The organism is Kluyvera georgiana (assembly GCF_050990895.1).
Taxonomy (GTDB): domain Bacteria; phylum Pseudomonadota; class Gammaproteobacteria; order Enterobacterales; family Enterobacteriaceae; genus Kluyvera; species Kluyvera georgiana.
In genome coordinates this window covers 3,037,555-3,053,521 of sequence record NZ_CP158865.1, presented here as the reverse complement: position 1 = coordinate 3,053,521, position 15,967 = coordinate 3,037,555, and the positions used below count along the sequence as shown (strand labels likewise).

Here is a 15,967-nt window from a genome sequence, read left to right as displayed (position 1 = left end):
TTACTCCGCTGCCGCCTGCGCCAGGTCGTTCTGTACCTGCTTACGCTGTTCTGCGGTCAGCACCTGGCTTAAATCAAAGTAGTACTTCACTTTGTAGTAGCGCACTTGCTGGTCAACTTTGCTGAATGCCGCCAGCTGCTGCTTCACGCCCGCTTCGTTCCATTTACCGGACTGAATCATATCGATGATCATGCCGTCTTTAACATCTTTCATGGAGATAGACTGAACGTTTTTCTCCAGCTGCTGGTGCAGCGTTTTGATTTTAGAAACCTGGGCATCGGTCAGCTTCAGGTGCTGAACAATCGGGTCCTGAGCCGGAGCCGGGGCGGCAGCGACATCAGCGGCCTGAGCGGTGAAGGTGGCGCCAGCAAGCGTTGCGACCAGTAAAGCCGTGCGGGTAAATTTTTTCATTGTAGTCATCCATAAAGCATTTAAGTTGACGCCGAAGCATCAGACGGTGGGGAGCCCCCATTTTTTGTCGGGCTAATAATAGGTTGCCTGATGCTGACGATGCTTGCGGATTGTTGTGTCTGTTGGTAACGATGGGAAACAATGACTCTGTGAAATCATCCTTTTTTACGTATTAAGACCGTCTTAATCTTTCGCGCTCTCCCTGATATTTCAGCAGCAAACCCGGTGTCTGTGGAAATGCGAAATATCGCTAAGCATTTGCGGTTTTTATCGCTGTTAAGCCACGCTAATCATTTTTTTACCTTTATATAACAACCACTTTCGGGAAAGGATATTTTGTTATAAGCCATAGCGAATCGTTATTTGTGCCGATGAAGGCGGTGTGGGAGCGTAAAAAGACAATACAAAAACAGGGGTATCCAGAAAGATTATGGCAAAGACAAAACAGACAGTTGCACAGCTCGCGATCGTGACCGGCCTGGTGGCGGCCAGCTTCACGACCTTTACCGCTCAGGCCGATCAGCTGGCGGATATTAAGGCGAAAGGGGTGGTGAAAGTCGCCACCTTTGACGCGAACCCGCCGTTTGGCTCGGTGGATGCCAAAACCCATGAACTGGTGGGCTATGACGTTGATTTCGCGAAAGCGCTGGCGAAATCGCTGGGCGTGAAGCTGGAGCTGGTGGCAACCAACCCGGCGAACCGCATTCCGCTGTTGCAGTCTGGCAAAGCGGATCTGATCGTGGCTGATATCACCATCACGCCGGAGCGCGCGCAGGTGATTGATTTCTCCACGCCGTACTTCGTCACCGGTCAGCAGTTCCTCGTGCCAGCGAGCAGCGGTGACAAACTCGACGATTACAGCAAATCGCGCATTGGCGCGGTGAAGGGTACGACCGGCGAGCAAACGCTGCATCAGCGCTTCCCGCAGGCGCGCGTGCTCTCCTATGACGACATTCCGCTGGCACTGACCGCGCTGCGCAACGGCAACGTGCAGGCGATTACCCAGGACAGCACCATTCTGGCGGGCCTGCTGGGCGAAGCGCCAGATAAAGCGAAATTCAAAATCCTGCCGGATCTGCTGAGTAAAGAAGAGATCGGCGTCGGCGTGAAAAAAGGGGAGCCGGCGCTGCTGAAGGCGGTGAACGACGAGCTGGTGGCGCTGGAGAAATCCGGCGAGGCAGCCAAAATTTATGATGTCTGGTTTGGTCCTTCCACCAAAGCACCGCAGCCGCGTTCCTTTACCATAGAAGCAAAATAATATGTTGTCGGCTTTACTCTCTCGTTCCGCGGCGAAGGCCGCGGATTTTTCACATCTGCAGAACGCCAGCGTGGAGTTCCGCCAGGTGGTGAAAGAATACGGCAGTCATCGCGTGCTGAACGGCATCGATTTGACGATTAATCCCGGCGAAGTGGTGGCGATCCTTGGGCCTTCCGGCTCGGGAAAGTCGACGCTGATTCGTCTTATCAACCAGCTTGAAAGCCTGAGCGGCGGCGAGATTCTGGTGGACGGCAAACCCACCCGCCAGCTCAACGGCCGGGCGCTGCGCCAGCTGCGTAGCCGCATTGGTTTTGTCTTTCAGCAGTTCAATCTTTATGCCCACCTGACGGCGGCGCAAAACATTATGCTGGCGCTGGAGTCGGTTCACGGCTGGACGCGCAGCGATGCGCATCAGCGGGCGCTGGCGCTATTGCAGCAGGTGGGGCTGGCGGAAAAAGCGGACGCTATGCCTTCGCAGCTGTCGGGCGGGCAGCAGCAGCGGGTGGCGATCGCCCGGGCGCTGGCCTCGTCGCCGCAGATTATCCTGTTTGATGAACCGACCTCGGCGCTGGATCCGGAAATGATTGGCGAAGTGCTGCATGTGATGCAGTCGCTGGCCCACAGCGGTATCACCATGATTGTGGTGACTCACGAGATGCAGTTTGCCCGCGAAATCGCCGATAGAGTGGTGTTTATCGACGGCGGCGACGTGCTGGAAGTGGCGCCGCCAGCGGCGTTTTTCGCCCGGCCACAGCATCCTCGTGCGGTACGTTTTCTACAGAAGGTGCTGGATCCGCTGCATCAGGAGCGGACGGCGTGATGAGTCATTTCGACTGGCACGGGGTGCTTAGCGGGCAGCCGCTGCAATGGATTATTTCGGGCTTTCTCACCACGCTGTGGGTTTCCCTTGCGGGAATTGTGCTGGCAAGCGTACTGGCGACGCTGTTTTTGCTGCTGCGGCTGGCGGGCGGTCGGCTGGGGCAAGGCATTACCAGCTGCTGGGTGTCGCTGTTCCGCAATACGCCGCTGCTGGTACAGCTGCTGTTCTGGTACTTCGCGGCATGGAACTTTTTGCCGCAGGGGATACGGGATTTTGTTAACGATCCGCATGACTGGTCAATTCTGCCCGGCGACGTCTGGTGGCTGACGCCGGAATTTCTCTGCTCGGCATGGGGGCTTGGCGTCTTTACCTCGGCGTTTCTGATTGAGGAAGTGGCGGCGGGGCTGCAAAGCGTACCGAACGGGCAGCGGGAAGCGGCGCTGGCGCAGGGTTTTTCCACCGCCGGGCTGTTGCGCCACATCCTGTTGCCGCAGGGGCTGGCGAACGCCTGGCAGCCGGTGGTCGGCCAATATCTTAACCTGATGAAGCTTTCATCGCTGGCAAGCGGTATTGGTTTTGCCGAGCTGACCTACCAGGTTCGACAGATAGAGAGCTACAACGCGCATGCGCTGGAGGCATTTGCCGTGGGCACCGTGTTGTACCTGTTTACCGGCGTGGTGCTGGGGCTGTTATTAAGCCGCCTGGGGCCAAAGCCGGTGGGTCAGGCGAAGCGGCGACGTCGGGTTATGGGCGTGCAGGGAGGCATTCAACATGAACGCTAATCTGGCGGTGATCGTCGATAACCTCGACTATCTGCTGTGGGGACGGCTCGCCGACGGCGAACCGGGCGGTGTGGCGCTGACGCTGATGATGGCGTTGGGGGCGGGCGCTCTGGCGCTGCCGGGGGGCGTTTTGCTGGCCTGTGCGGCATGGCGATTCTCCGGCATCACGCGGCGTTTACTGTACCTGTGGGCGGAGATTATTCGCGGTATTCCGCTGATTTTCGTTATCTTTTGGCTATGGTACCTGCTGCCGATGCTGACCGGCAGCGATTTACCCGGCGCGGTTACGGTGACGTTAGCGCTGGCCTGGTTTACCGCGGCATCGGTGATGCACTCGGTGCTGGCAGGGCTGCAGGCGTTGCCGAAGGGGCAGTATGAAGCTGCACTCACTCAGGGATTTAGCGCCGGGCAGAGCCTGCGGTTAATTCTGTTGCCGCAAACGCTGCGCAACGTGCTGCCGTCGCTGGTGGGGATTTTCATTAGCCTGCTGAAAGACACCTCGCTGGCGTTTATCGTCAACGTCCCGGAGCTGACGACGGTGGCCGGGCAGGTGAATAACCGCGTACAAATCTACCCGACGGCCATTTTTGTCTTTATTGGCGTGGTCTACTATCTGCTCTGCTTTGGGCTGGAAAGGGTGGCGAAGCGCTGGCAGCGGCGAGTGGCGGTATAAAAAAACAGCCCGGCGTCGCGTGATGCTCCGCCGGGCTGGGATGTTATTTGGCCAGGCCCGAATTAAACGTTCTTACGTTCAATAGTTTGCTCGCCCCAGAACAGCGCATCTTTGTCTGTCTTGCGAAAGGCCAGCTCAAGAACGGCATCGCTGCCTTCTTCCCAAATTTTTTCCGCGACTTTCTCGTCATATTTTGCAAGTTCAAAAATCGCTTCGGCAATTTCCGGCGAGGTATTACGTAAGCTCGCCCATTCACCAATATGATGTGCTTTGCCTTCTTGTGTGGGCATCTCTCTTCTCCCTTAATTAGCCTTTGAGTTTAACGGCCAGGCCAGCGACATATTCGCCCTGATAACGGGCAATCGACAACTCTTCCTGGCTTGGCTGACGTGAGCCGTCGCCGCCGGCAATGGTCGTGGCGCCATACGGCGTACCGCCGCGAACCTGCGAGATATCAAACAGTTCTTGCGCCGCATAACCGATCGGTACAATCACCATACCGTGGTGGGCAAGCGTAGTCCAGGTGGAGGTAATGGTTTGTTCCTGACCGCCGCCGGTACCGGTTGAGCTAAATACGCTGGCCAGTTTGCCGTACAGCGCGCCGGATGCCCACAGGCCGCCGGTCTGATCGAGGAAGGTGCGCATTTGTCCGGCCATGTTGCCGAATCGGGTTGGCGTACCGAAGATAATGGCGTCGTAATCGGCCAGCTCCTGCGGCGTGGCGACCGGAACGGCCTGCGCTTTGCCGCCCGCTTTGGCGAACGCTTCTGCTTGCATGGTTTCCGGTACGCGCTTGCTGACGACATCGACGCCGTCCACTTTATTTGCGCCTTCCGCGACGGCTTTAGCCATCGTTTCAATGTGTCCGTACATGGAATAATAGAGCACCAGAACACTTGCTTTTCCACTCATCTTAACTCTCCTGTGTCAAATTCGTTGGTTACGTAACAAGCTTCATTAAGCATAGCCCGTGCTGACGGATTCGCTGCATCACGCCAGCAATTTCTCGCGTTAACAACGGCGATTGCCTGTTTTTTAAACGGAGGCAGCACCTGCTGGGCATGAAAACAGTAACTTACTAATAACTATGATAAATAATATTGAGCATTAACTATTTATTCGGTTGATTGTTATCAACAATTTCTGCGCGACATTCCCGGAGAATGTGCGCTGGTTGGCAACACATAATGGTAGGCGCATGAATAAACGGACAGTGGCGGCAGTCATGATGGGCGCGAGCCTGCTGGCGGGTTCGCTGGCATCCGCCCCGGCGGTCTCGCAGGACGCGCAGATGGCCTGCAGGCAAATTTATCAGGGTTTCGGCGTGACGGTGACCCGGCAGGGCGATCGGGTGACGGTGAACGGTGAGGCAGCAGAGAAAGCGGAATATAACGCCGATGCTGACGTCTATATTCAGGGGCCGTACCGGTTGGTATTTCACAAGCGCACCGGCAAAGTCAGGCTGATGAAAGACGGCAGCTATGTGGGCGTGCTGAAGTAACCTCACGATGTGCGGCTGACGCATAATGTCACATTTTTGTGTTGGCGATTTTCTCTCATGATCAGAGTTGATTAGGGGAACCCCCTGACGTCAGCAGGCAAAACCTGACGGCAGATATGTCAAAATATGACCAGCTGCCGTTTCATACCGCTACGGCGACTATGCTTATGACTACCGCGTTAGATCGCGGGTGATTACGCTTTTTATCTACGTAATGCACGATGTCGTTCTCTCAACTGGAGGTCAGTAATGGCAAACCATCGCGGCGGTTCAGGTAACTTCGCTGAAGACCGGGAAAGAGCATCAGAAGCAGGTCGTAAGGGGGGCCAGCATAGCGGCGGGAACTTTAAAAACGATCCCCAGCGCGCCTCGGAAGCGGGCAAAAAAGGCGGGAAAAACAGCCATGGTAGTCATCGCGGCACCTAACGGCGCATGACGTTATGGTTTCTCACCTAACCGCCGGTTTTACCGGCGGTTTCTTTTTCCGGTTGAAGCCGGCCCTTGCTAGCCGCAAAATAGGAGAAAATCACAAGGAGAGGGCGTATGGCTCTGAATGCAGTAAAGAAAAGCGGCAAACGTTCTCAGGCGGTTAGCGCCAAAAAGCAGGCTATTCTCACCGCCGCGCTGAACACCTTTTCCCAGTATGGGATCCACGGCACGCGTCTCGATCAGGTTGCCGAGCTGGCCGGGGTGTCAAAAACCAATCTGCTCTACTATTTCCCGTCAAAAGAAGCGCTGTACGTTGCCGTGATGCAGCAGATCCTCGATATCTGGCTGGCACCGCTGCGTGCTTTTCGCGAAGATCTGGCACCGCTGGTTGCCATTAGCGAATACATTCGTCTCAAGCTTGAAGTGTCGCGGGATTATCCGCAGGCGTCGAAGCTGTTCTGTCTGGAGATGCTGCAGGGCGCGCCGTTGGTGATGGATGAACTGACCGGCGATTTAAAAACGCTGGTGGCCGATAAATCGGCGATTATCGCGGCGTGGGTGAAGAGCGGAAAATTGGCGCCCATCGACCCCCATCATCTGATTTTTATGATTTGGGCGACCACCCAGCACTATGCCGATTTTGCCACTCAGGTGGAGGCGGTCACCGGGAAAACGCTGCGCGACGAGGCGTTCTTCCAGCAGACCGTCGAAAACGTCCAGCGGATTATCATCGACGGTATTCGCGTACGCTAGCTGGCCGGCGGCAGCGGGCAGCTCAGGTCGCCCTCTTCACATTGCAGCAGCGAGGCGAGAAACGCTTCACGTTCGTTGGTTTTATCCGTCAGGCACTGATTGTTGACCATCGGCTGTACGCTGCCACCCTGGCTGCTGGAGCTGATAAACGCGCAGTCCGCGTCGCGTAGGGCAATCCACGCGCTCTGGGCCTTCTTGAGTAAGTCGCGCTGCGCGGGTTCCGCGCGCTTGAGCACATCCTGCCAGGTTTGATTCAGCTTCTTATCTGCGGCCTGATATTGCCCGGCGCTGCAGCTGTTCAGCTCGGCCTGCGTGTTGGCGCTGTCGCACGCATCTGCCAGTGCGTAACTGCTGGTTAGCAGCAGGGCGAGAGCGGTTAATGCACGTTTCATTCGATAACTCCCAAAGGTGTTCATACAGAGCATAGGCTCAGGATATAACACGATTTTAACCCGGAATCTCCTCCAACCACCGTGCGTTTTTCTGATTTTGAAGGCGAGCGCAATGTTCGGATAGACGCCTTTGGTGTAGAAGGTTGATCATCCCGCGTTGGGTGAGTGTGTAGACTGAAAAAGGGAGAGCGTCAGCGATGACGGGCACGGAAAGTCAGGTTCGGCTGGGGCTTTTTACTCTGGCATGGCCAATATTTGTCGAGCAGCTGCTGCGATTGATGCTCGGCTACGTCAGCGTCTTTATGTTAGGGCACTATTCGGATGAGGCGGTTGCCGCCACCGGCGTCGCTAACCAGATCCTCGCTATTTCGGTGATCTTCTACGGTTTTCTCACCGTTGGCGTGCAGATCGTGGTGGCGCAGCTGCTGGGCGCGAAGCGTTTTCGGCGCATAGAGCGGGTGATCACTAATGGGCTGGTCGTGGCGTTTCTGATCGGCGTCGCGATGAGTCTGGTGTTTGTGCTGTTTGGCGATGCCTTCCTGCGGATGCTCGGGCTAAGCGATGAGCTGGTGGTGGTCGGTTCGCCGTTTATCCGCATCATCGGCGGTATTTCGGTGATTATCGCGCTGTATTCGTCAATCTTACCTATTCTGCGTACCCACGGCTTTGTGCGTCAGGCGATGCTGGTGCCGATTACCGTCAGCGTGGTGAACGTGGTATTTAACTACCTGTTTCTCTACGGCAAACTCAGCTTTCTTGGGCTGGGCGTTACCGGCGTCGGGATCGCGGTGTGCATTGCCAACGTCATCGGTATGCTGATGTCGGCGTGGATGCTGAAAAAATACATCGGCTACGTGTTTCGCTGGCAGAAGCTGCGACAGTGCTCGCGCAAAATGCTGGGGGCCATTCTGCGCTTTGGCCTGCCGTCAGCCGGGGAGAACCTCTCCTACGCCGGGTCGCAGCTGGTGGTGACCGCGATTATCGCCTTTCTCGGCACCGAGGCGCTGACCACCAAAGTGTATGCGTCAACCATCAGCCAGTTCGTGGCGCTGTTTGCGATGTCGATAGGCCAGGCCTCGCAGATTATTATTGGTCGCGCGGTGGGGGCGAGGGAAATTGAGTCTGCCTACCGGCAGGGCATTAAAAGCTGGCGGCTGGGGCTGCTGGTGGCTTTTTCTCTCAGCCTGGCTATCTTTTTGCTGGCCGAGCCGATCATGCAGCTCTTTACGCCTAACCAGCAGGTTATCGCCCTGACCAAAAAGCTGTTTATGCTGTCTATTTTGCTCGAGCTTGGGCGTGCGACCAATATCATTGTGATCAGCAGCCTTAACGCGACCGGCGACGTTCGCTTCCCGTTTATCTGCGGCATTATTGTGATGTGGGTTGTCAGCCTGCCGTTCTCATATCTGCTGGGCGTTTATATTGGCCTGGGGCTGGTGGGGGTGTGGCTGGCCTACATTATTGATGAAGGGCTGCGGGCGATGCTGATGTATCGTCGCTGGCGCAGCCGGGTGTGGACGACGAAGTCCGTTTTTTAATGGTCGTTCAGGCCGGGTAGGCCTGATAAGCGTAGCGCCATCAGGCGATGCGTGCACATCGCCGATGGCAGCGTAAACGCTTTATCCGGCCTACAAATAAGGCAACCGCCGGTTTGAACTTCTTATTAACCAATCGTCATCAGGCTGGCGTTGCCGCCTGCTGCCGCGGTGTTCACGCTGAGCGAGCGTTCATGATACAGACGCTCCAGCAGCAGGTTAGTTTCCCCGCGCGCGAAGCCCTGAACCGAAACAATCGCGCCGTCGCGCGCCGCAATCTGCTCACACAGTTCGCGCAGCTGGTCGGAGTCGCCGTGGTAGATTGCCGCATCAAAGAACGCGTTCATTAGCGCTTCTGGTTTGGCAAAGTGCAGACGCTCGGTGACGGCTTTCGGCAGCGTTTTCGCCAGTTCGCGCTGCAACGGCGCGTCCGGCCAAAGCACTTCGCTGCCTACCGCCATCACCGCCGCCAGTTGGGTCAGCAGATCCGATTCGTTATCCGCGACGCACAGCACGCGCTCGCGCGGCACCAGCGTCCAGGTGTTGCGTTCGCCGGTCGGCCCCGGCAGCACGCGCTGGGTTCCGGCCTGCGCCAGTTCGCGGTACTGTTTGCTCAGCGCCAGCAGTTCCGGGCGGTCCGTCATCCATTCCTGCAACGCGAGCAACGGTTTTTCCAGCAGCGTTTTTAACTGACTATCGACAACCTGACCGGTATCCTGACGCGCCAGCGTGGTGGCGAGCGCCGTTTCCGGACGGCTGGCCAGCAGGCGGTACAGATACATCGGGCCGCCCGCTTTCGGACCGGTGCCGGAAAGCCCTTCACCGCCGAACGGCTGCACGCCAACCACTGCGCCGACCATATTCCGGTTGACGTACAGGTTGCCGACTTTGGCGCTGCCGGTGACCTGGGCGATGGTTTCATCAATACGTGTATGCACGCCCAGCGTCAGGCCGTAGCCGGAAGCGTTAATCTGTTCAATGAGCGTTTCCAACTGGTTACGGCTGTAGCGCACGACGTGCAGTACCGGGCCAAAGACCTCTTTTTTCAGCTCGTCGAAGCTTTCCAGTTCGATAAGCGTCGGCGGAATAAAGGTTCCGCTCTGCCATTCGCGGCTGTCTTCGGCGTTCTCACGCGCGGCCTGGAATACCGTACGCCCCTTGGCGCGCATCGCCTGAATGTGCTGCTCAATATTGGCTTTCGCTTCGGCATCGATAACCGGCCCAATGTCGGTGGTCAGACGGCCCGGGTTGCCCATCCGGCACTCGGCCATCGCGCCGCGCAGCATGGTCAGGGTGTGGTCCGCAACATCATCCTGCAAACACAGAATACGCAGCGCCGAGCAGCGCTGTCCGGCGCTGTCGAACGCCGAGGCAACCACGTCAACCACCACCTGCTCGGTGAGGGCGGAGGAGTCGACGATCATCGCGTTCATGCCGCCGGTTTCGGCGATAAGCGGCGTCGGGCGACCCTGTGCGTCCAGGCGGGTGGCGATATTGCGTTGCAGCAGGCTGGCTACGTCGGTGGAGCCGGTGAACATCACGCCGCGCACGCGGGCATCGGCGGTCAGCTGCGCGCCGACCGTTTCACCGCGGCCCGGCAGTAGTTGGACGACGCCAGCCGGCACGCCTGCTTCCAGCAGCAGCGCGATACCCTGCGCGGCAATCAGCGGCGTTTGCTCGGCGGGTTTTGCCAGCACGCTGTTGCCCGCGGCCAGCGCGGCGGCCACCTGACCCATAAAGATAGCCAGCGGGAAGTTCCACGGGCTGATACAGACCACCGGGCCTAACGGACGGTGGGTTTCATTATCAAAATCGTCACGCACCTGACCGGCATAGTAGTGCAGGAAGTCCACGGCCTCGCGTACTTCAGCGATCGCGTTGCTGAAGGTTTTCCCAGCTTCACGCACCAGGATGCCCATCAACGGCTGCATCTGATCTTCCATCAGTACGGCGGCGCGTTCCAGAATGGCGGCGCGCTCCTGCGGCGGCGTTGCGAACCAGATTGGCGCGTTGTTGACCGCGCTTTCCAGCGCCTGTTCCACTTCCTGCTCGCTGGCTTCACGCACGTAACCGACAATGTCTTTCGGTTCCGCCGGGTTAATCACCGGCGTCATATCCCCATCGGCAACCGGGTGCTCCAGCATCGGTTTGGCCGTCCACTTGTGCAGCGCGCTGTTGAGCAGCGAGGAGGAGAGCGACGCCAGGCGGTGTTCGTTGGCGATATCCAGACCGGCTGAGTTAATGCGCCCTTTACCGTAGAGATCGCGCGGCAGCGGGATTTTCGGATGCGGCAGGCCGGGCGTCCCTTCTTGCAGGGCCATTTTCTCAACGGCCAGCACCGGGTCGGCAACCAGTTCGTCCAGCGGCAGGTTGTGGTCGGCGATGCGGTTAACGAAGGAGGTATTGGCGCCGTTTTCCAGCAGACGGCGGACCAGATAGGCCAGCAGCGTTTCGTGCGTGCCGACCGGCGCGTAGATACGGCACGGGCGGTTCAGCTTGCCATCGGCCACTTTACCGACCACCTGTTCGTACAGCGGTTCGCCCATACCGTGCAGGCACTGGAACTCGTACTGACCAGGATAATAGTTGTTGCCGGCCAGCTGATAAATCGCCGCCAGGGTGTGGGCGTTATGGGTGGCAAACTGCGGGTAGATCAGGTTCGGTACGCCGAGCAGCTTTTTGGCGCAGGCCAGATAGGAGACGTCGGTGTAGACCTTGCGGGTGTAGACCGGGTAGCCTTCAAGGCCGTCCATCTGCGCGCGTTTGATTTCGCTATCCCAGTAGGCGCCTTTCACCAGACGGATCATCAGGCGGCGACGGCTGCGGGTGGCGAGGTCTATCAGATAATCAATAACGAACGGGCAGCGCTTCTGGTAAGCCTGGATGACGAAGCCAATGCCGTTCCAGCCCGCCAGCTCCGGTTCAAAGCACAGTTTTTCCAGCAGATCGAGGGAGATCTCCAGACGATCGGCCTCTTCGGCGTCGATGTTAATGCCGATATCGTACTGACGCGCCAGCAGCGTCAGCGACTTCAGACGCGGGTAGAGCTCATCCATCACGCGGTCATACTGCGCGCGGCTGTAGCGAGGATGCAGGGCGGAGAGCTTGATGGAAATGCCCGGGCCTTCATAGATGCCGCGACCGTTGGAGGCTTTGCCAATGGCGTGAATCGCCTGCTGATAAGAGACCATATAGGCCTGAGCGTCGGCGGCGGTCAGCGCGGCTTCGCCGAGCATATCGTAGGAGTAGCGGAAGCCTTTCTCTTCCAGCTTGCGGGCGTTAGCCAGCGCTTCGGCGATGGTTTCACCGGTCACGAACTGCTCGCCCATCAGGCGCATCGCCATATCCACGCCTTTGCGCACCAGCGGCTCGCCGCTCTTGCCGATAATGCGGTTCAGCGAGCGCGAGAGGCTGGTTTCATTGTGGGTAGAGACCAGCTTGCCGGTAAACAGCAGACCCCAGGTTGCAGCGTTGACGAACAGCGACGGGCTGCGGCCAATGTGTGACTGCCAGTTGCCGTTGCTGATTTTGTCGCGAATCAGCGCATCGCGGGTGGCTTTATCCGGAATACGCAGCAGCGCTTCCGCCAGACACATCAGCGCCACGCCTTCCTGAGAGGAGAGGGAGAACTCTTGCAGCAGGCTTTGCACCATGCCCGCACGGCCGCTGGCGGTCTTCTGGTTGCGCAGTTTTTCCGCCAGCTTCCACGCCAGCTGATGCGCCTGCTCGGCGATTGGTTGCGGCAGACGGGCCTGTTCCAGCAGCATCGGCACGGCGTCGGTTTCGCTGCGACGCCAGGCGGCGGTGATCGCGGCGCGGCTCACCGACTGGGGCAGGATTTGCTCGGCAAATTCGAGGAACGGCTGATGGTTCTCGTCCGCCGCGTGAGCCGTTTCATCACTTTCGTTGGCGGCGCCGGACAGCAGAGCAGGTAGCTCCGGCAGGACCTCATCGTTTTCCAGCTTTTCCAGATAATTGAAAATTGCCTGCTTGATCAGCCAGTGAGGGGTACGGTCGATTCGGGTCGCCGCACTCTTAATTCGCTCACGCGTTGCGTCATCCAGCTTAACCCCCATGGTGGTGGTGCCCATGCCATCTACTCCTGTTGCTCGGTTGTCATATTATTTTGCGTAACAGGAATATCCACTATGTTGCAACTTTGTGCAACCATGTTAAATGTGACGCCCGTTGCAGGCTTAAAAATGAATTAATTGTTAATGGCAAAACTTATGATAAAGGCGGTTCGCCCTACGCGGTGAGGCGTGATTTTATGCGCTGGTTAACAGTTATTTTTGGTGCAACCCGAAAAAGCGTGAGGGAGTGCAACCTATAGAAAAATGCTATCGCTGCCCTGGTGCATTCAATGTAAATGCGGTGTTAAATCGTTTGTGAAAAAATTCGGCTTCCGTCAGGATACGGTCGCTTCAAATTATTGCCTCGTTCCGGCAATGATAAAAACGGCAAATGGGAATGTTGCCGACGCATAATTCTGGAGAGTTGAATGACTATAAGCACACCGATGCTGGTGACCTTTCTTGTCTATATTTTTGGCATGATCCTCATTGGCTTTTTTGCATGGCGCAACACCAAAAACTTTGACGACTATATTCTCGGCGGTCGCAGTCTCGGCCCCTTCGTGACCGCGCTTTCTGCGGGAGCCTCTGATATGAGCGGCTGGCTGCTGATGGGCCTGCCGGGAGCGATTTTTATCGCCGGGATTTCAGAGAGCTGGATCGCCATCGGCCTGACGCTGGGCGCGTGGATCAACTGGAAACTGGTGGCCGGGCGTCTGCGCGTGCACACCGAAGCCAACAACAACGCCTTAACCCTGCCGGACTATTTCACCGGTCGCTTCGAAGATAACAGCCGCGTACTGCGGATCATCTCCGCGCTGGTGATTCTGCTGTTCTTCACCATTTACTGTGCCTCCGGGATTGTGGCCGGCGCTCGCCTGTTCGAGAGCACCTTCGGCATGAGCTATGAAACCGCACTGTGGGCCGGCGCGGCGGCGACGATTCTCTACACCTTTATCGGCGGTTTCCTCGCGGTGAGCTGGACCGATACCGTGCAGGCGAGCCTGATGATTTTTGCCCTGATCCTGACGCCGGTTATCGTGATCTTTGCCGTGGGCGGGCTGGGTGATTCGCTGGAAGTGATTAAGCAAAAGAGCATTGAGAACGTGGATATGCTCAAAGGGCTGAATTTCGTGGCGATTGTTTCGCTGATGGGCTGGGGGCTGGGTTACTTTGGTCAGCCGCATATCCTGGCGCGCTTTATGGCTGCGGACTCCCACCACAGCATCGTGCATGCTCGTCGTATCAGTATGACCTGGATGATCCTGTGCCTTGCAGGCGCGGTGGCGGTCGGTTTCTTCGGCATTGCCTACTTCCAGAACAACCCTGCGCTGGCAGGCCCGGTCAGCCAGAACGCCGAGCGCGTGTTCATTGAGCTGGCGCAGATTCTGTTTAACCCGTGGATTGCCGGTATTCTGCTGTCGGCCATTCTGGCGGCGGTGATGTCGACGCTGAGCTGTCAGCTGCTGGTTTGTTCAAGCGCGATTACCGAAGATCTGTACAAGGCATTCCTGCGCAAAAACGCCAGCCAGAAAGAGCTGGTGTGGGTAGGGCGTCTGATGGTGCTGGTGGTAGCGCTGGTAGCGATTGCGCTGGCTGCTAATCCGGAAAACCGCGTGCTGGGCCTGGTGAGCTACGCGTGGGCTGGCTTTGGCGCGGCGTTCGGGCCGGTGGTACTGTTCTCGGTCATGTGGTCACGCATGACGCGCAACGGCGCGCTGGCGGGGATGATCATCGGTGCCGCTACCGTTATCGTCTGGAAACAGTTCGGCTGGCTGGGCCTGTACGAAATTATCCCGGGCTTTATCTTCGGCAGCGTTGGCATCGTGCTGTTCAGCCTGCTGGGTAAAGCGCCGTCGGCCAGTATGCAGGAGCGCTTCGCCAAAGCGGACGCGCATTACCACTCTGCGCCGCCGTCGCGTTTACAGGTACAGTAAGGTTGTAGGCCGGATAAAGCGTTCACGCCGCCATCCGGCAATCTACCCCGAACTGCCTGATGGCGCTGCGCTTATCAGGCCTACATAAACCCGCGGCTTCGCGGGTTTTTTACGCGCATTGCTATAGCGCGGTAGGCCGGATAAGGCGTTCACGCCGCCATCCGGCAATCTACCCCGAACTGCCTGATGGCGCTACGCTTATCAGGCCTACATAAACCCGCGGCTTCGCGGTTTTTTTTACGCGTATTGCTATAGCGCGGTAGGCCGGATAAGGCGTTCACGCCGCCATCCGGCAATCTGCCCCGAGCTGCCTGATGGCGCTACGCGTATCAGGCCTACATAAACCCGCGGCCTCGCAGGTTTTTTTATGCGTATTGCTATAGCGCGCTAGTGATAATTAACGCAACTATATCCCCGCTATTCTTTTACATCTCGTCATCATTTCCATCATATTTCGCTTGTGTTTCCTTTTTGCTTAATGATAATCACTATCACTCACATTTACCTGTCTTTGCAAAAGTTGACGGCGTTTCACATTTAAGGGTGTTTGCATGTTTGTTCCTTTTCTCATCATGTTGCGCGAAGGGCTGGAAGCGGCGCTGATTGTCAGCCTGATTGCCAGCTATCTGAAACGTACCCAGCGCGGTCGCTGGATTGGGGTAATGTGGATTGGCGTGATTCTGGCCGCCGCGCTGTGCTTAGGGTTAGGCATCTTTATCAACGAGACTACCGGCGAGTTCCCGCAAAAGGAGCAGGAGCTGTTTGAAGGGCTGGTGGCCGTAGTGGCGGTCGTGATTCTGACGTGGATGGTGTTCTGGATGCGCAAAGTGTCGCGCAACGTTAAACAGCAGCTTGAGCTGGCGGTGGATAACGCGTTGCAGAAGGGCAACAACCACGGTTGGGCGCTGATTATGATGGTCTTTTTCGCCGTGGCGCGCGAAGGGCTGGAGTCGGTCTTCTTCCTGTTGGCAGCTTTCCAGCAGGATCTCGGCATCTGGCCGCCGTTAGGCGCGATGCTGGGGCTGGCGACGGCGATAGTGCTGGGCTTTCTGCTGTATTGGGGCGGCATTCGCCTCAACCTTGGCGTCTTCTTCCGTTGGACCAGCCTTTTTATTCTTCTGGTGGCTGCAGGGCTGGCTGCGGGAGCCATTCGCGCTTTCCACGAGGCTGGTCTGTGGAACGCTTTCCAGGACGTCGCCTTCGATCTCAGCGGCACCCTAACCACGCATTCGCTTTTTGGCACCCTGCTGGAAGGCATCTTTGGTTATCAGGAAGCGCCGAGCGTTAGCGAAGTGGCGGTCTATTTCCTGTATCTGATTCCGGCGCTGGCGCTGTTCTTCTGGCCGCCGCGCGTAACGACTTCAACATCACGTATCGCCCCGTAAGGCTGATAACGGTTGCTT

At 57.4% G+C, this 15,967-nt stretch carries 15 protein-coding genes; 10 read left to right on the top strand and 5 right to left on the bottom strand.

Translation table 11 applies throughout. The features are described from left to right. On the bottom strand, positions 1 to 411 hold the full coding sequence (locus ABTW00_RS14595) for a Spy/CpxP family protein refolding chaperone (RefSeq protein ID WP_053390145.1): 411 nt from the start codon (positions 409 to 411) through the stop codon (positions 1 to 3). Positions 412 to 841: 430 nt separating this feature from the next. Here ABTW00_RS14595 and ABTW00_RS14590 point away from each other — a divergent pair, with 430 nt between their 5' ends. The 4 genes from ABTW00_RS14590 to ABTW00_RS14575 are packed head-to-tail and all read left to right on the top strand — an operon-like array spanning position 842 to position 3,944. Further along, the gene (locus ABTW00_RS14590; protein WP_053390146.1) at positions 842 to 1,669 is read left to right on the top strand and encodes an ABC transporter substrate-binding protein; all 828 of its coding nucleotides are present in this window, start codon (positions 842 to 844) and stop codon (positions 1,667 to 1,669) included. Between the two features lies 1 nt (position 1,670). Next, positions 1,671 to 2,489: an amino acid ABC transporter ATP-binding protein gene (locus ABTW00_RS14585; protein WP_064548972.1), complete on the top strand. Its 819-nt coding sequence runs from the start codon at positions 1,671 to 1,673 to the stop codon at positions 2,487 to 2,489. Continuing rightward, complete coding sequence (locus tag ABTW00_RS14580; RefSeq protein ID WP_433636152.1) at positions 2,489 to 3,271, top strand: amino acid ABC transporter permease; 783 nt, start codon at positions 2,489 to 2,491, stop codon at positions 3,269 to 3,271. Before ABTW00_RS14585 ends, ABTW00_RS14580 begins: the two co-directional genes overlap by 1 nt. Next, complete coding sequence (locus ABTW00_RS14575) at positions 3,261 to 3,944, top strand: amino acid ABC transporter permease (protein WP_064548976.1); 684 nt, start codon at positions 3,261 to 3,263, stop codon at positions 3,942 to 3,944. The genes ABTW00_RS14580 and ABTW00_RS14575 overlap by 11 nt, the downstream gene beginning before the upstream one ends. A gap of 62 nt (positions 3,945 to 4,006) precedes the next feature. Here the strand turns inward: ABTW00_RS14575 and ABTW00_RS14570 are convergent, their stop codons facing one another. Both ABTW00_RS14570 and wrbA read right to left on the bottom strand, forming a co-directional pair. Beyond that, complete coding sequence (locus ABTW00_RS14570; RefSeq protein ID WP_053390150.1) at positions 4,007 to 4,234, bottom strand: YccJ family protein; 228 nt, start codon at positions 4,232 to 4,234, stop codon at positions 4,007 to 4,009. 16 nt (positions 4,235 to 4,250) lie between these two features. Beyond that, a complete protein-coding gene (gene wrbA / locus ABTW00_RS14565) occupies positions 4,251 to 4,856 on the bottom strand; it encodes an NAD(P)H:quinone oxidoreductase (protein WP_433636150.1) in 606 nt (201 codons plus the stop codon). A 286-nt stretch (positions 4,857 to 5,142) separates the two neighbouring features. Here wrbA and ABTW00_RS14560 point away from each other — a divergent pair, with 286 nt between their 5' ends. The 3 genes from ABTW00_RS14560 (at position 5,143) to rutR (ending at position 6,627) form a co-directional block, all read left to right on the top strand. After that, on the top strand, positions 5,143 to 5,445 hold the full coding sequence (locus ABTW00_RS14560; RefSeq protein WP_433636149.1) for a hypothetical protein: 303 nt from the start codon (positions 5,143 to 5,145) through the stop codon (positions 5,443 to 5,445). A gap of 249 nt (positions 5,446 to 5,694) precedes the next feature. Next, the gene (locus tag ABTW00_RS14555; protein ID WP_053390153.1) at positions 5,695 to 5,871 is read left to right on the top strand and encodes a general stress protein; all 177 of its coding nucleotides are present in this window, start codon (positions 5,695 to 5,697) and stop codon (positions 5,869 to 5,871) included. 117 nt (positions 5,872 to 5,988) lie between these two features. Continuing rightward, positions 5,989 to 6,627 carry an HTH-type transcriptional regulator RutR gene (gene rutR, locus ABTW00_RS14550; protein ID WP_053390154.1) on the top strand — a complete coding sequence of 213 codons (639 nt, stop codon included), beginning with the start codon at positions 5,989 to 5,991 and terminating at the stop codon, positions 6,625 to 6,627. Here the strand turns inward: rutR and ABTW00_RS14545 are convergent. After that, complete coding sequence (locus ABTW00_RS14545; RefSeq protein ID WP_065356366.1) at positions 6,624 to 7,019, bottom strand: lysozyme inhibitor LprI family protein; 396 nt, start codon at positions 7,017 to 7,019, stop codon at positions 6,624 to 6,626. The genes rutR and ABTW00_RS14545 overlap by 4 nt on opposite strands. Before the next feature lie 197 nt (positions 7,020 to 7,216). On the opposite strand from ABTW00_RS14545, the gene ABTW00_RS14540 reads away from it, so the two are divergent. Next, positions 7,217 to 8,557 carry an MATE family efflux transporter gene (locus ABTW00_RS14540; RefSeq protein WP_065356257.1) on the top strand — a complete coding sequence of 447 codons (1,341 nt, stop codon included), beginning with the start codon at positions 7,217 to 7,219 and terminating at the stop codon, positions 8,555 to 8,557. A gap of 125 nt (positions 8,558 to 8,682) precedes the next feature. Here the strand turns inward: ABTW00_RS14540 and putA are convergent, their stop codons facing one another. Continuing rightward, positions 8,683 to 12,645, bottom strand: a complete 3,963-nt coding sequence (putA, locus tag ABTW00_RS14535) for a trifunctional transcriptional regulator/proline dehydrogenase/L-glutamate gamma-semialdehyde dehydrogenase (protein ID WP_433636146.1) — start codon at positions 12,643 to 12,645, stop codon at positions 8,683 to 8,685. A gap of 410 nt (positions 12,646 to 13,055) precedes the next feature. Between putA and putP the strand changes: the two genes are divergently transcribed. Both putP and efeU read left to right on the top strand, forming a co-directional pair. Continuing rightward, positions 13,056 to 14,564: a sodium/proline symporter PutP gene (putP, locus tag ABTW00_RS14530; RefSeq protein WP_433636145.1), complete on the top strand. Its 1,509-nt coding sequence runs from the start codon at positions 13,056 to 13,058 to the stop codon at positions 14,562 to 14,564. A 551-nt stretch (positions 14,565 to 15,115) separates the two neighbouring features. Next, complete coding sequence (gene efeU / locus ABTW00_RS14525) at positions 15,116 to 15,949, top strand: iron uptake transporter permease EfeU (RefSeq protein ID WP_064548992.1); 834 nt, start codon at positions 15,116 to 15,118, stop codon at positions 15,947 to 15,949. The last annotated feature ends 18 nt before the right edge of the window (positions 15,950 to 15,967 follow it).

Coding starts and splice junctions, on each gene's coding strand:
- ABTW00_RS14540 (WP_065356257.1), top strand. CDS start 7,217: ATGACGGGCACGGAAAGTCAGGTTCGGCTGGGGCTTTTTACTCTGGCA.
- ABTW00_RS14560 (WP_433636149.1), top strand. CDS start 5,143: ATGAATAAACGGACAGTGGCGGCAGTCATGATGGGCGCGAGCCTGCTG.
- ABTW00_RS14545 (WP_065356366.1), bottom strand. CDS start 7,019: ATGAAACGTGCATTAACCGCTCTCGCCCTGCTGCTAACCAGCAGTTAC.
- efeU (WP_064548992.1), top strand. CDS start 15,116: ATGTTTGTTCCTTTTCTCATCATGTTGCGCGAAGGGCTGGAAGCGGCG.
- ABTW00_RS14590 (WP_053390146.1), top strand. CDS start 842: ATGGCAAAGACAAAACAGACAGTTGCACAGCTCGCGATCGTGACCGGC.
- ABTW00_RS14580 (WP_433636152.1), top strand. CDS start 2,489: ATGAGTCATTTCGACTGGCACGGGGTGCTTAGCGGGCAGCCGCTGCAA.
- ABTW00_RS14570 (WP_053390150.1), bottom strand. CDS start 4,234: ATGCCCACACAAGAAGGCAAAGCACATCATATTGGTGAATGGGCGAGC.
- ABTW00_RS14585 (WP_064548972.1), top strand. CDS start 1,671: ATGTTGTCGGCTTTACTCTCTCGTTCCGCGGCGAAGGCCGCGGATTTT.
- wrbA (WP_433636150.1), bottom strand. CDS start 4,856: ATGAGTGGAAAAGCAAGTGTTCTGGTGCTCTATTATTCCATGTACGGA.
- ABTW00_RS14595 (WP_053390145.1), bottom strand. CDS start 411: ATGAAAAAATTTACCCGCACGGCTTTACTGGTCGCAACGCTTGCTGGC.
- putA (WP_433636146.1), bottom strand. CDS start 12,645: ATGGGCACCACCACCATGGGGGTTAAGCTGGATGACGCAACGCGTGAG.
- ABTW00_RS14555 (WP_053390153.1), top strand. CDS start 5,695: ATGGCAAACCATCGCGGCGGTTCAGGTAACTTCGCTGAAGACCGGGAA.
- ABTW00_RS14575 (WP_064548976.1), top strand. CDS start 3,261: ATGAACGCTAATCTGGCGGTGATCGTCGATAACCTCGACTATCTGCTG.
- putP (WP_433636145.1), top strand. CDS start 13,056: ATGACTATAAGCACACCGATGCTGGTGACCTTTCTTGTCTATATTTTT.
- rutR (WP_053390154.1), top strand. CDS start 5,989: ATGGCTCTGAATGCAGTAAAGAAAAGCGGCAAACGTTCTCAGGCGGTT.